Below are 13509 nucleotides of genomic sequence, written 5' to 3'. Positions count from 1 at the left end.
ACATTGCGGACGACTCAGTGCGAGACATTGGATGGGTTGGGGAGGACGCATGCCATACTTGATAGCTGGAATATTGCTGCTCGCGTTTGTAGCGAACGTAGTGATCGGAGCAGTCTCGAATGCGCCCTTGGTCAACAATATCTGGGAAATGTTGATCTTGTTTGCTGCGGCCATCGCCTTTTCGATCGGCATTCTGCGGAGCGAAGCAAAAGAAATTTCGGAGAAAAAATCAAAGGAATAAATCCGAAAAAAGTCCAACGGGAGGAGAACACATGGACAAGACTAAACAGGAGCTGGCTTCGGCCGAGCGTCGGAATTTTTTGAAACTCGCGGGCACCGGCTCGTTCACGGCAGCTATGGTCGCCGGCGCGGCTGGGACATTGTGGTCCAGCGAAGCGGCAGCACAGACCGCCGCCGAGGAACGCGATCGCGAAAACGCGGCTGAATTCAAGATGACGTTGGCAACGGCCTATGTTCTGGGCGCGTCTCGCAGCTATCCGATCATGCAGCTGGACCTGAAAGAAAACATCCAGAACATGACGAATGGCAAGGTCTATGTGAAACTGGCGCCCGGTGGTCAGCTTGGTGCAGGTGGTGCGTTGGCGCAGGCGGTTCAGGGGGGGACCATTCAAGCCGCGCAACACTCGTTGTCAAATTTCGCACCCTTCGCAAGCGTCGTCGACCTGATCAACCTTCCATATTTCTGCGGGTCCAACCAGCGGTTCACGAACCTAACTTCCTCTGAAGCTTGGAAGGCGGAAGTAGACCCCAAGATCGCGGCATCCGGCTTTAAAGCGCTGATGTATATCGTGATCGATCCGCGCGTCGTCGCTGTTCGCCAGGGAGGCAACGCAATTATCACCCCCGGCGATATGTCCGGTGTCAAATTCCGCGTACCCGGATCAAAAATGCTGCAGCAGTATTATGGCATGGTGGGTGCGAACCCGACGCCTGTTGCGTGGGGTGAGACTCCGTCAGCGATCCGGCAAGGCGTCGCAGATGCGCTTGATCCCTCGGTGGGCGCGCTGCATGTCTTTGGCTTTGGTGAGATCCTCAGCCATGTGACCTTCACTCAGGCGGTGCCGGACAGTCAGGTCTATTCGATCAACCTTGAATGGTTCGACAGCCTGCCGATGGACGTCAAGGAAGGTATCGAATTTGCGGGCGAAGTCACCCAGCAGCAGAACCTGTCCAAAGTGCCTTCGGCACGGGCCTACGCCATGTCTCAATTGATCGCGAACGGCGTCGAGTTCCACTCGCTCAGCGAAGATCAGTTGGGCGAATGGAAAGAGGCCGGTGGCTATCAGCGCAGCGAATGGGACAGCTTCAAGACTGAGCTGGCCGGCTCGATGGATGCGTTCGCCAAGCTGGAAGAAGCCGCAGACACGCGTGCGAAATACTACGTGCACGACGCCTGATCGCGTCTTCGGGCCGGCGCGTCCAGCGTCGGCTCATCCGATGTTTGCCCATTAAAAACCCGCTAGAACACGTCGCCGCCGCGTGACGGTAGTGAGGATGCTATGTCTCAGCTCTTTCGAGCGATTGATAAAAATGCCGAACGTTGGCTGCTTTTAGTCTTCTACGTCATGCTCGTCGGCACGATGTTTATCGAAGTGGTCCGGCGCGAGGTCTTTGCCTACTCGTCCATCTGGGGCGAAGAAATCGTCCGGTATGCGTTCATCTATCTCGCATGGATCGGTGCCGCCGCTGCGGTCAAGGAACGCGGGCATATCCGCATTGATGTTCTGATGCACTACGTCCCGCGCACGGTCAAAACGCTGCTCTATATCTTCGGCGACATCGTGATGTTCATCGTGGCACTCGTCGCGATCTATTGGTCGTGGGAGACAGTCCACGTGTCCTGGAAATTCGGGTCTGTCACACACGGCCTGCGGATCAGCCAGGTCTTTTTCCTCATGGCGGTGCCGTTTGGCTTCGCGCTAGTCATCTTTCGGCTGGTGCAGTCCTTCCTCCGCGATATTGCCGACCTTCGAACGGGCCGTCCCGTCTACGAAGGCGACAAGCTGTTTGATTAAGGGAGGGCCTGAGCCATGATGTGGCAACAACTCGGCGGTCAAACGCTTGAACTTGGGTGGGATTTCTACGCCTCCGTCATTCTCTTCGTCGCTCTTGTCGCGCTCGCCGTTCCGGTCTGGGCCGCGATCGGCGCAGCATCGATCACAATGCTGATCATGTCCGGCGCATTGCCGCTGAGCCTTGTCGGCGAAAAGCTGTTCTCGGGCATCGATGCCTTCGCGCTGACAGCTGTGCCGTTGTTTATCCTGACCGGAGACGTGCTTGTCCGAACCGGGCTCAGTCGAAAGTTTCTGGACGTCGCCGAAGCCCTGACCTGCTGGGCCAAGGGTGGCTTCGGTTCGGCCACCGTTTTGGTCTGTGGCATGTTCGCAGCGATTTCCGGGTCGGACGCAGCAGGTGCGGCAGCGGTAGGGCGCATGACTATCGACCGGCTGGTCGAGAGCGGTTATCCCCGCCCCTACGCCTGCGCTTTGGTCGCGGCAGGAGCCTGCACCGGCATCCTCATCCCGCCCTCTATCGCCTATATCATCATCGGCCTCGTGCTGGGCATAGCGGTCTCGACCTTGTTCCTTGCTGCGCTGATCCCCGGCCTTTTGATCCTGACGGCCATCCTGATCACCAACGTCGTGATGAACCGGCTGAACCTTTGGGAAGGTGGCGGCATGATGACCGCAGCTGAATGGCGCGCGAACCTGTGGAAGACGGTCAAGTCCGGCTGGTACGCTTTCCTTGTCCCCGGCATCATTTTCTACGGCATCTTCTCGGGAAAACTGACCCCGACGGAGGCAGGCGCTGTGGCGGTTGTCGTGACCATCGTCATCGGGTTTATCCTGGGCACACTGAAATTGTCCGACTTCCCGGCCATGCTGGTCAGTTCGGCCAAGGTCAACGGTGTGATCCTTCCGATCATCGCCTTCTCGATCCCTCTGGCCGAAGCTCTGGCGATCATTGGAGTGCCGCAAGGATTTGTAGGGGCTTTGACCTCAGTCAGCAGTAACGAATTCGTACTGATCGCCATGATGGTCCTTATCCTGATCATTGCGGGCTGCGTTATGGAAACGACGCCCAACATCGTGATCCTGGCACCGATCCTCTACCCGCTGGCGCAAGAGATTGAGATGAACCAGATTCAGTTCTGCATCATGATGATCACCGCGCTGGGGGTCGGGTTTATTACTCCACCCTTGGGGCTGAACTTGTTCGTGGTGTCGGGGATTACGGGCGAGTCGATCCTCAAGATCGCCTACCGCGCCATCCCGTTTGTTTTCTTCATGCTGATCGTGACGTTGATGATCGCCTATATCCCGGCGTTCTCTACCTCGCTGTTGCCTGATGTCTATCGATAAGCCGCCGAAAGACGCGGTAAGAAAAGGACTCGATACATGACCCGTGAATACCTGAAGAAAGCCACGCTGACCGCGCGCAGCGGAGCGTCAGATGTCAGTGAAATTGTGCAGGGAATCCTGACTGATATTGAAGCAGGCGGCGATGCCAAGGCGCTAGAGTACGCTGCCAAATTCGACAAATACGAAGGCAACGTCATTCTAAGCGATGCCGAAATCCAGGCCGCGATGGATGCCGTGCCAGAAAAGCTGAAGCGCGACATCGAGTTCAGCCACAACAACGTCAAACGCTTTGCCGAGGCACAGAAAGCGTCCATGACCGATATCGCAGTCGAGGTCGTCCCTGGTCTGACTGCAGGTCAGAAGATGATCCCCGTGGATGCGGCAGGCTGTTATGTACCGGGCGGGCGATACAGCCATATAGCCAGCGCCATCATGACGGTCACCACGGCAAAAGTAGCGGGATGTAAGCACATTGTCGCGTGCTCACCGCCGCGCCCCGATGTCGGTATCGCGCCTGCGATCGTCTACGCCGCGCATATCTGTGGCGCCGACAAGATCATGTCCATGGGCGGCGTGCAGGGGGTTGCGGCGATGACCTTCGGGTTGTTCGGGCTTCCCAAGGCTAACATCCTTGTGGGCCCCGGCAATCAGTTTGTGGCCGAAGCAAAGCGTATCCTGTTCGGGCGTGTCGGCATCGACATGATCGCGGGCCCGACGGACAGTCTGGTCCTTGCGGATGTCACTGCTGATCCGATGGTTGTTGCAACTGACCTCGTTGGGCAGGCCGAGCACGGATACAACTCACCGGTTTGGCTGGTGACAGACAATCGCGACCTCGCCGAAGAGGTTATGCGCTTGGTGCCAGTGCTGATCGAGGACCTGCCCGAAGTGAACCGCGAAAACGCTACGGCTGCGTGGCGCGATTATGCCGAGGTCATCCTGTGCGCGGATCGCGAAGAAATGGCGGCGACATCGGATCAATACGCTCCAGAACACCTGACAGTCATGGCCGATGATCTTGATTGGTGGCTGGATCGGCTGACGTGCTATGGGTCGCTTTTCTTGGGCGAAGAGACCACGGTTGCCTTTGGCGACAAAGCCTCGGGCACCAATCACGTGCTGCCCACGAGCCGGGCGGCCACTTACACCGGTGGCCTCAGCGTCCATAAATACATGAAGATCGTGACCTGGCAGCGCTCGACCGCTGATGCGATGAAGCCGATTGCGCAGGCGACGGCCCGTATCTCACGCCTTGAAGGTATGGAGGGGCACGCGCGTACCGCGGATATTCGACTGGCCAAGTTCTTCCCCGATGAAAACTTTGACCTGACAGCCGAAGACTGACCCAACCCGTGACCTATCATCCTGATCTCACTGGACATACCGCTCTTGTGACCGGGGCCAGCTCCGGCCTTGGTCGCAGAGCGGCAGAGGTACTGTCGCATGCTGGCGCTAAGGTCGTGGGCGTGGCGCGACGTGCAGAAGCGTTGGCCGAGCTGGATCAGGTTCATGCGCTGCCATGGGATCTTTCGGATCGCGATCGGTTGGCAGAGCTGGCCGTTGCCGCGTCGCAGCCGTTTGGGGCACCGGATATTCTGGTGCATGCCGCCGGGATCAACACGCGCGAGGCTGCGGATGATGTATCGCCTGAGGGGTGGGACATCACACTGGGATTGAACCTTGCCGTTCCCTTCTTTCTGTCGCAGCACCTAGTGCCCGATATGAAGGCCAAAGGCTGGGGACGGATCGTAAATTTCGCATCGCTCCAGTCCAGCCGGGCTTTTCCAGGTGGGCTTAGCTATGGGGCGTCTAAGGGCGGCGTGGCACAGCTGACCCGAGCAATGGCCGAGGCCTGGTCATCGAGCGGAATATGCGTAAACGCGATTGGCCCTGGGTTCTTTCGAACCGAGCTGACGGCTGCGGTGTTCAATGATCCTGAACGCGCGAACCGTAATGCTGCGCAGACCTGTATCGGTCGCAACGGTGAGCCCAAAGACCTCGACGGCCCGTTGCTGTTCTTTTGCTCTGATGCCTGTGCCTTCGTGACCGGGCAAGTTTTGATGGTCGATGGAGGGTTTACAGCGAAATGAAAGCTTTGGTTTACACTGATGTCGAAACACTGGAATACCGCTATTTCGCGGACCCGGAGCCCGGCCCCGATGAGGTTCTCGTCCGCATCGATAGCGTCGGTATTTGCGGGTCCGACATGCACGCCTATCTGGGCCATGATGATCGCCGCCCGGCACCGCTGATCCTGGGCCATGAGGGGGCCGGTGTGACTGCTGATGGTCGCCGCGTAACCATCAATCCGCTGGTAAACGACCCCAACAGCGCGGCCAGCCGGTCCGGACGTGAGAACCTTTGCCCCTCGCGACAGATCATCTCAATGCCGCCGCGCGAAGGCGCTTTTGCGGAATACGTCGCTATCCCAGAGCGCAATTTGATTGAAGTGCCCTCGCATATCACGCTGGAGCAGGCCGCACTCGCCGAACCGATTGCAGTCAGCTGGCATGCGGTGCGGCTGGGGCTTGCGTCCCTGCACCCGGCAGACGAACGGCGTGCCCATGTGATTGGCGGCGGGGCAATCGGGCTAGCGGCAGCTCTCGCGCTCACTGCGATGGGGGTCGAGCAGGTGACCTTATCCGAACCCAACGCAGCCCGTGCGACCTATCTTCGCGACACCTGTGGAATCGCCGTTGTGGACACACCGGAACAGGACATTCCATTGGTGATCGACGCAGTGGGGTTTTCGTCTACCCGTGCGGTTGCCTCGGCGCTCGTCAGCCCGGGCGGGGTGATTTTGCACATCGGCCTAGGCAGTTCCGAAGGTGGATTGGATATCCGACGCATCACGCTGCAGGAAATCAGGCTGATCGGCACCTACACCTATACCGCACAGGACTTCCGCGACACATGCAATGCCATGTTCAACGGCCGCCTCGGGACGCTTGACTGGGTTGAAACCCGCGACCTGTCCGACGGGGCCGCGGCCTTTACAGACATTCGCGCTGGCAAGACGCTTGCGCCGAAAACCATCCTTAAACCATAGCAAAAACCGGAGACCTTCATGTCAAATCCAGCCCCAAATGAAATACCGCACCTTTTGGTGCATGAAGAGGAAGACAATGTCGGTGTCGTGGTCGTTGAAGGCCTGACTGCAGGCACCGACATGCTGTGCTGTATTACACATGACAACTCGACCTTTCGCCTGACCGCAGGCGCGGATGTTCCGATTGGCCACAAGATTGCGCTCACGGACCTCAAGAACGGCGATACGGCGATCAAATATGGCGAAGACATTGGTAAGATCATCGCTGACATCCCACGCGGCGGGCATGTCCACACGCAAAACTGCAAGACCAAGCGCTGGTAAGGGGTTAATACCATGAGCAAATATTCAAACATGACTGTCATGGGCTACCGGCGCGAAAACGGCCGGGTTGGTGTGCGCAACCACGTGCTGATCCTGCCCGTCGATGACATTTCCAACGCCGCCTGCGAGGCAGTCGCCAACAACGTCAAGGGCACGCTGGCAATCCCACACGCTTATGGCCGCCTTCAGTTCGGTGAGGACCTCGAGCTGCATTTCCGCACTATGATCGGCACAGGGGCCAACCCGAATGTCCACTCGGTGGTGGTGATCGGCATCGAGCCGGGTTGGACCAAGCGCATTGCCGACGGCATCCGCGAGACCGGCAAGGACGTGGCAGAGTTCTCAATCGAACAGAACGGTGACTTCGAGACCATCCGGCGCGCTTCATGGGCCGCCAAGGATTTTGTCCACAAGGCCACCGAGGTCCAGCGCGAGGAATGCTCGATCAACGAGCTTTGGATTTCGACCAAATGCGGTGAAAGCGACACGACAACGGGTCTGGGGTCCTGCCCAACCGTTGGCAACATGTATGACAAGTTGCTGCCCGAAGGGATCACCGGGTTCTTTGGTGAAACCTCGGAAATCACCGGGGCGGAACATATCTGCCAGAAACGCGCCATCAACGAAGAGGTCGGCGAGCGCTGGTACAAGATGTGGAAGGCCTATCAGGACGATGTAATCTTTGCCCATCAGACCGATGACCTCAGCGACAGCCAGCCAACCAAGGGCAACATCGAAGGTGGCCTGACCACCATTGAGGAAAAGGCGCTTGGCAACCTCGAAAAGATCGGCCGGACTTCGCAGTATATCGACATTCTGGAACCTGCCGAGCAACCTAACTCGGGCAAAGGCCTGTACTTCATGGACAGTTCATCCGCTGCGGCGGAATGTGTGACGCTGATGGCGGCGGGCGGTGCTGTGATCCATACCTTCCCGACAGGTCAGGGCAACGTGGTGGGCAACCCGATCGTTCCGGTCATCAAGATCACCGCGAACCCGCGTACAGTGCGCACCATGGGCGAGCATGTGGACGTTGATGTTTCAGGCATCTTGCGGCGCGAACAAACCATCGATCAGGCTGGTGATGCTCTGATCGATATGATCCGCAGGACAGCAAACGGCCGTAACACCGCGGCAGAGGCGCTGGGACATCGGGAATTCTCGATGACAAAACTGTATCGCAGCGCATAGTAACCTCAAGGCGGCCATTGCATATGCGGTGGCCGTCTTTCTCTTGAACCGAGGTCCAGAATGGGCGCGGCTCGAGGTGTTTGGCCACTAAGGCAGGGCGGGGTCCTGGGCAACAGATCAGAACCGTTAATTCTGAAAGTACTTATCAAGTTATGATGCACCAAGCCCTGCTCGTTGACATCGCCGAAACTCACTGGGAGTGCTTTACATGTATAAATCCATATTGATCCCCGTTGCCATTGATCATGAAGAGTTGGTTGCCGAGAAAATCACCACTGCCCGCAAGCTTTTGGCAGCTGACGGAAAGATCACACTACTTACAGTTCTGGAACAAATCCCGGGTTTTACGGCGGAGTTCGTGACAGTGAAATCCGAGAACCATCTGACCAACAAAATCATGGGAACCCTAAAGTCGATCGCCGGAGAAGCGACCGATATAAACTGCCAGGTAGAAACGGGAAAGCCAGGGCTGCGTATTACCGAGTTCGCGCGAGAAATCGGCGCTGATTTGATTGTTGTCGGAGCGCATCACCCATCGGCAATGGACTATTTTCTAGGATCAACGGCAGCGCGTGTTTCTCGTCGGGCATCGTGTTCCGTCTTGATTCAGCGACCGCAATCTTGAAAATTCTCTAAGCGTCGACCCGAACGCTACGGCTGCGTTGCGAGAAGCAGGTGGCCACGGAACCACTCCATGGGTTCGCACCCCTGTTGGATGTTTTCAACCGTGTGCGATCGACGCCAGCGAGAATTGCCCAGGTACACTATGGGAGCCGACGATTGCCTTCGAGATATGCGGACATTTACCCCTCGGAACCTTTACTAAACAGCGATGCGATCGAGCGGCCTTCGGCTGCAGGGTTGATGTCCGTTCGGTATTTCCGGGCTGAGCCGGATCAGATGCCCGAGGATGTTTTCAAAGAGCATCACGTGCTTCTCAATCTCCAGACCATTCCGCACAGAGTTCGGAACTGGAGGGATGGTGAGTTGCGGGATTTCATGTTTCACAAGGATGAAATCATCGTCACTCCGGCTGGTATGCGATCGGGTTGGCAGTGGTACGCGACGTCTGATGTCATCGTTATCACGCTGGACCCGGCTAAGGTTGAACGCTTTGCTCAGTCCGAGCTGGGCATGCTGCTTGACCCGCAGCAATTTCGGGATTTGCCGCAGTTCTCGGACCCTGATCTGTGCACGGCTGGCGTTATACTGCGCGACGCATTGGAATCGACCGACATGTCTTCAGTCGTGATGTTCGAAGCCATGAGCCGCGTATTCCTGGTGAAACTGCTCCAGAAATATGGAAAACGCCGGATCGAAGATGTTCAGTTGTCATCCCGCTTCACATCCCGGCATTACCAGCGCGTTTTGACCTTTGTACAGAACCGGCTGGATCAGACCATAACCGTTGAGCAACTCGCGACCGAGGCGGGAATGAGCCCTTCGCACTTCGCACGCATGTTCAAAGAGACGTTGGGCACGACCCCGATGCAATATGTCATGGCCTACCGAATTGAACAGGCGATGAAGATGATGCAGGACCAGCAGCGTCCTCTGGGTGATATCGCTTTGGAATGTGGCTTTTCCGATCAGGCTCATTTCACGCGCAGCTTTAAACAGGTGGTGGGACAAACCCCCAAGGCTTATCGCGCGGCCAACATGGCTTGATGCAGGATCATTCAAAAACACAGCAGTCCAGTGCAATCAAGTGAACCTCCGGCAACGTATCTCTTTCGTCATCGGGCTTGCGCCCATCCAGACAGACTTTGGGAGATATCGCGATGAAAACCCTCGCTCTGAATACCGCTGCGGCTTTAATGGCCTCGACAGCTGCCGTCGCACAGGTCGAAACCCGCATTGTCACCTTTGAGAATGAAGGTGCCACCCTATCCGGCACACTGTACCTACCCGAAGTACGCGGCGATGCACCTTTGCCAACGGTCGTGGTCACAGGGGCCTGGACCTCGGTACAAGAACAGATGCCGGCGAACTATGCCCGGGAAATGGCCGAACGCGGATTTGCCGCCTTCACCTTCGATTTCCGAGGCTGGGGTAAATCCGGCGATCTGCCGAACCAAGCGCGCTTTGTCGAAAGCCCCGAAGCCAAGACCTCGGACATCAAGGCAGCGATCGAATTCATAGCGACCCTGCCAGAAGTGGACGCCGAGCACATCAATGGGCTGGGTATCTGCGCCTCAGCGGGTTATATGGTCGATGCCGTCTCGGGCAACCCGCTGGTTCAGCGACTTGGTTTGGTTGCTCCCTGGCTGCAGAACGCCGAAATTGTTGAGGCCGTCTACGGCGGCGCAGAAGGTGTTGCCGGCTTGCTTGAAGTCTCTCGGGCTGCCGAAGCCGCCGGGGGCCAGATCATTCCTGCCGCGGGTCCAGAAGGTGCCGAAGGCGTGCTGATGCCGATCGGTGGCTACTACTATGAGGCTGACCGTGGGGCGATCCCGGAATATGATGACAAATGGAACAATGCAGGCTGGGAAGGCTGGCTGACCTACCATCCCGCCGACAACCCACAGCGGCTGGATAAACCGCTGACCATTGTTCACTCTGAAAGCGCAGCGATCCCGCAGGGCGTGCAGACCTTCCTTGCCGGATTTGCCGGTGACGCGACTGCGCAGTGGCTCGAGGATGTCACGCAGTTCGATTTTTACGACAACCCCGAGGACGTGACACGGGCGGCCGACGCCGTTGCCGACCACTTCCGCGCCGGATTGGATAATTGATCCTGCTGATCAGGCGTCGGGCCTCGCTATCCGACGCCTCATTCCCTTGGAGACCCCGATGACCCGAAAACTTCAACTAGCACTCGCGGTCGCGACCGTTATGGGAGGCAATGCAATGGCCGATACCCCCGAAGACAATATGAAAGTGGTTCAGAACTTTTTTGCGGCTTACGGCTCGAACGACCTTGATGGAATCGCCGCTGTCATGGACGAGGACGTACAATGGCACATTCCCGGCCGCCATCCGCTGAGCGGCACCAAAAACGGTCGGGATGAAGTTTTGGCCTTCTTCGCCCAGTTGGGCGCAGCTGGGTTTCAGGCTGACCCGATCTACTTTGGCGCGGATGAAACCCATGTTGTAGATATTCACCGAGGCTGGTCCAACGCCGAAGGTAAGCCGAATGTCGATACCATCTGGGCGCTGGTCTACCGGATCGAGAACGGAAAGATCGTCGAGGCCACCAATCTCAGTGCCGATCAGGATGCGGCGAATACGTTTTTTTGGTCGCAATACACCTTAGCGCCCGTGCCTGAACGCTTGGCTAATGAATGAAGCAGGCGCAGCAACGTACGTTGGTTTGTCCAACTCTGACAAAGGACCCGGATATGAAACGATCCCTCATCGCCATGCTCACCGCCATAACAATGATTGGAGGCCCTGCATTGGCCGATCAAACCGACATCACCCGCACCCTAACGGATATCGCTGCAGGCGCAGACCGGCATGATTGGACCCGTGTAAGGGATGCCTTCGCCGATCACGTCACCATTGACTACACGAGCCTTTGGGGTGGAGACCCGGCAACCCAACCCGCCGATGAACTTGTTGCGGGCTGGGCCGCCTTCTTGCCGGGGTTCGACAGCACGCATCACATGGTGACCAACCACGCAATCACCTCAGTTTCAGAAACCGCCGCGACGGCGCAGGCTGATTTCACCGCTACCCACCGGCTTGACGATGGCCTATGGGTATTGGGCGGCCGTTATGACTATGTGCTGGAAAAAACAGGTGACCGCTGGGTTGTAACAGCGATGACAATGACCGCTCTTTGGGAAACCGGCGACCGTGGTCTAGTCGCCCTCGCCGGTGAACGCGGGGCCGGGGCCAACTGACATCAGTTAACGCCGCATCGTTGCGCGCCGGTTGCCTTGCCAGAGCGATGTTGGCAATCTCACTATTAGGCTTTGCTTTCGGTTAACTGACGAAAATTCAAAGGAAACCTCATGACCGAACAACGTATCGCACTTGTGACCGGAGCCAATCGAGGCATCGGTAGAGAAGTCGCCCTACAACTGGCCCGCGATCATGGATTATTTGTTTTGGTAGCATCGCGCGACCCGCAAAAGGGACAAGCCACGGCCGAAGAGATTGGGCATGGAGCTAAGGCCTTGCAACTGGACGTGTCCGATCAGAGCTCGGTCAACGCTGCCTTTGATAAGATCAACTCCGAATACGGATATCTCAACATACTGATAAACAATGCAGGCGTTGACTACGACACGGATCAGCACTCGCTCAGCGCCGACCTGGTGCGCGTACGCCGTGCTTTCGAGACCAACTTCTTCGGAGCCTGGGCAACAACCATTTCGGCCGTTCCTTTACTTCAAAATGGTCATGATGCCCGGATTGTAAACGTGTCTTCCGGCTCAGGAGCGCTGACAGGCATGTCTTCCAGCACTCCTGGATATGGCATCTCGAAAACGGCGCTCAATGCACTGACCATCAAGACTGCGGCTGATTTGAAACCCGAAGGCATCCTTGTTAACGCAGTGTGCCCCGGCTGGGTCGCCACTGACATGGGCGGGGGTGGTCGCCCGGTTCCCGAAGGGGCTAAGGGCGTCGTGTGGGCTGCAACACTGCCCGTGAACGGTCCAACAGGTGGTTTCTTTCGGGATGGGGTGCAAATTGATTGGTAGGATTTATCCCGGTGCCATGAAATCGATCAGTTTCCTGACACGCTCGGGCAACAGACGACGGCTGGGATAAACCGCGTACATGTCTCGTGTCAGCGGGACAGTATTCTCAACTTCCAGTCGTCGCAGATCGCCCTCCACCATATCCTTCGGCAACATCGCTATCCCAAGATTACGACGAGCGGCCTGTGCTATGACATCAAGGTCGCCAATATTATGGGCTATGTGGGCTGGATTCACCGTCTCTCCCGTTTCCAGTACCCAAGGTTGACCCGCCATCAGCGTAGGAAGAGTCTGGAACTTCGGTCGCGTTAAAGGACCCGAAAGCCCGTGCTCTCGAATGAAGCCCTGCCCTGCGCAAAAACAATATGGAACTGACCATAACCGCTTGGCAACAAGACCGGAGTCCGCAAGCGGACCGACCCGAAAGGCGAGGTCGATATTGTCCGCGAAAAAATCCAGCATGATGTTAGTCGTCGTCAGTTCAAGCTGGACCTGAGGATTTTGTTCCGCGAAATCCACCAGCTTTGGCCCTATCGTTGTACGAGCTGCCAAGGGTGGGGCCGTAATGCGGATCGTGTGGTGCCGCGTGTCATCGGTAAAACCCGCAACACGCTGAAGCGCTTCAATCGGATCCTGGCAACGATCCAGAAGACGGCGCCCCTCTTCGGTCAGGCGCACCTGCCTTGTCGTGCGCTCGAATAGCTTAGCGCCCAGATGATCCTCTAACATGGCAATCCTGCGACTAATCCTGCTAAGCGGAATACCCAGCCGATCTGCAGCTTTGGAAAAGCTGAGGTGGTGGGCGACAACAGTAAACAGGCCAAGGTCGTTGTAGATCATAATTCTATTTATGAGATAATACCTTCCAAATTCAACTATTATCACGAAATGGCGTCATCGCTATCTTCTG

The 13509-nt window shown here is 57.1% G+C and carries 16 protein-coding genes; 15 read left to right on the top strand and 1 reads right to left on the bottom strand.

Features of this window, described 5'->3' with window-relative positions:
- Positions 1-49: 49 nt before the first annotated feature.
- The 15 genes from ACR0BI_RS12145 to ACR0BI_RS12075 all read left to right on the top strand — a co-directional run bounded on the left by ACR0BI_RS12145 (position 50) and on the right by ACR0BI_RS12075 (position 12599).
- Positions 50-241: a hypothetical protein gene (locus tag ACR0BI_RS12145; RefSeq protein WP_170392536.1), complete on the top strand. Its 192-nt coding sequence runs from the start codon at positions 50-52 to the stop codon at positions 239-241.
- A 31-nt stretch (positions 242-272) separates the two neighbouring features.
- A complete protein-coding gene (locus tag ACR0BI_RS12140) occupies positions 273-1418 on the top strand; it encodes a TRAP transporter substrate-binding protein (protein WP_170392537.1) in 1146 nt (381 codons plus the stop codon).
- A 102-nt stretch (positions 1419-1520) separates the two neighbouring features.
- Entirely contained in the window at positions 1521-2036 is a 516-nt protein-coding gene (locus tag ACR0BI_RS12135) for a TRAP transporter small permease (protein WP_170392538.1), read from the top strand.
- A 15-nt stretch (positions 2037-2051) separates the two neighbouring features.
- On the top strand, positions 2052-3383 hold the full coding sequence (locus ACR0BI_RS12130; RefSeq protein WP_170402124.1) for a TRAP transporter large permease: 1332 nt from the start codon (positions 2052-2054) through the stop codon (positions 3381-3383).
- Between the two features lie 36 nt (positions 3384-3419).
- Entirely contained in the window at positions 3420-4727 is a 1308-nt protein-coding gene (gene hisD / locus ACR0BI_RS12125) for a histidinol dehydrogenase (RefSeq protein WP_480562475.1), read from the top strand.
- Positions 4728-4735: 8 nt separating this feature from the next.
- Complete coding sequence (locus tag ACR0BI_RS12120) at positions 4736-5473, top strand: SDR family oxidoreductase (protein WP_170392541.1); 738 nt, start codon at positions 4736-4738, stop codon at positions 5471-5473.
- A complete protein-coding gene (locus ACR0BI_RS12115; protein WP_480562476.1) occupies positions 5470-6432 on the top strand; it encodes an alcohol dehydrogenase catalytic domain-containing protein in 963 nt (320 codons plus the stop codon). The genes ACR0BI_RS12120 and ACR0BI_RS12115 overlap by 4 nt, the downstream gene beginning before the upstream one ends.
- Positions 6433-6450: 18 nt before the next feature.
- Positions 6451-6756: a UxaA family hydrolase gene (locus ACR0BI_RS12110; protein ID WP_170392543.1), complete on the top strand. Its 306-nt coding sequence runs from the start codon at positions 6451-6453 to the stop codon at positions 6754-6756.
- Positions 6757-6768: 12 nt separating this feature from the next.
- Positions 6769-7947 (top strand): UxaA family hydrolase, encoded by a 1179-nt coding sequence (locus tag ACR0BI_RS12105; RefSeq protein WP_170392544.1) that lies wholly within the window; start codon positions 6769-6771, stop codon positions 7945-7947.
- Between the two features lie 208 nt (positions 7948-8155).
- On the top strand, positions 8156-8572 hold the full coding sequence (locus ACR0BI_RS12100; protein ID WP_170402133.1) for a universal stress protein: 417 nt from the start codon (positions 8156-8158) through the stop codon (positions 8570-8572).
- Positions 8573-8727: 155 nt separating this feature from the next.
- Positions 8728-9615, top strand: coding sequence for a helix-turn-helix transcriptional regulator (locus ACR0BI_RS12095; RefSeq protein WP_170609667.1), 888 nt, complete (start codon positions 8728-8730; stop codon positions 9613-9615).
- A gap of 113 nt (positions 9616-9728) precedes the next feature.
- Positions 9729-10682: an alpha/beta hydrolase gene (locus ACR0BI_RS12090; RefSeq protein WP_480562477.1), complete on the top strand. Its 954-nt coding sequence runs from the start codon at positions 9729-9731 to the stop codon at positions 10680-10682.
- A 58-nt stretch (positions 10683-10740) separates the two neighbouring features.
- Positions 10741-11235 carry a nuclear transport factor 2 family protein gene (locus tag ACR0BI_RS12085; RefSeq protein ID WP_480439098.1) on the top strand — a complete coding sequence of 165 codons (495 nt, stop codon included), beginning with the start codon at positions 10741-10743 and terminating at the stop codon, positions 11233-11235.
- 53 nt (positions 11236-11288) lie between these two features.
- Entirely contained in the window at positions 11289-11795 is a 507-nt protein-coding gene (locus ACR0BI_RS12080; protein WP_170392548.1) for a nuclear transport factor 2 family protein, read from the top strand.
- 111 nt (positions 11796-11906) lie between these two features.
- Positions 11907-12599: an SDR family NAD(P)-dependent oxidoreductase gene (locus ACR0BI_RS12075; RefSeq protein ID WP_480562478.1), complete on the top strand. Its 693-nt coding sequence runs from the start codon at positions 11907-11909 to the stop codon at positions 12597-12599.
- Between the two features lie 3 nt (positions 12600-12602).
- Here ACR0BI_RS12075 and ACR0BI_RS12070 read toward each other — a convergent pair whose 3' ends face one another.
- Positions 12603-13439, bottom strand: a complete 837-nt coding sequence (locus tag ACR0BI_RS12070; RefSeq protein ID WP_170420455.1) for a LysR family transcriptional regulator — start codon at positions 13437-13439, stop codon at positions 12603-12605.
- Positions 13440-13509: the final 70 nt, after the last annotated feature.

The organism is Ruegeria sp. E5, assembly GCF_056534105.1.
The sequence above is the reverse complement of the archived record's forward strand: the minus strand, read 5'-3'. Positions and strand labels throughout refer to the sequence as shown.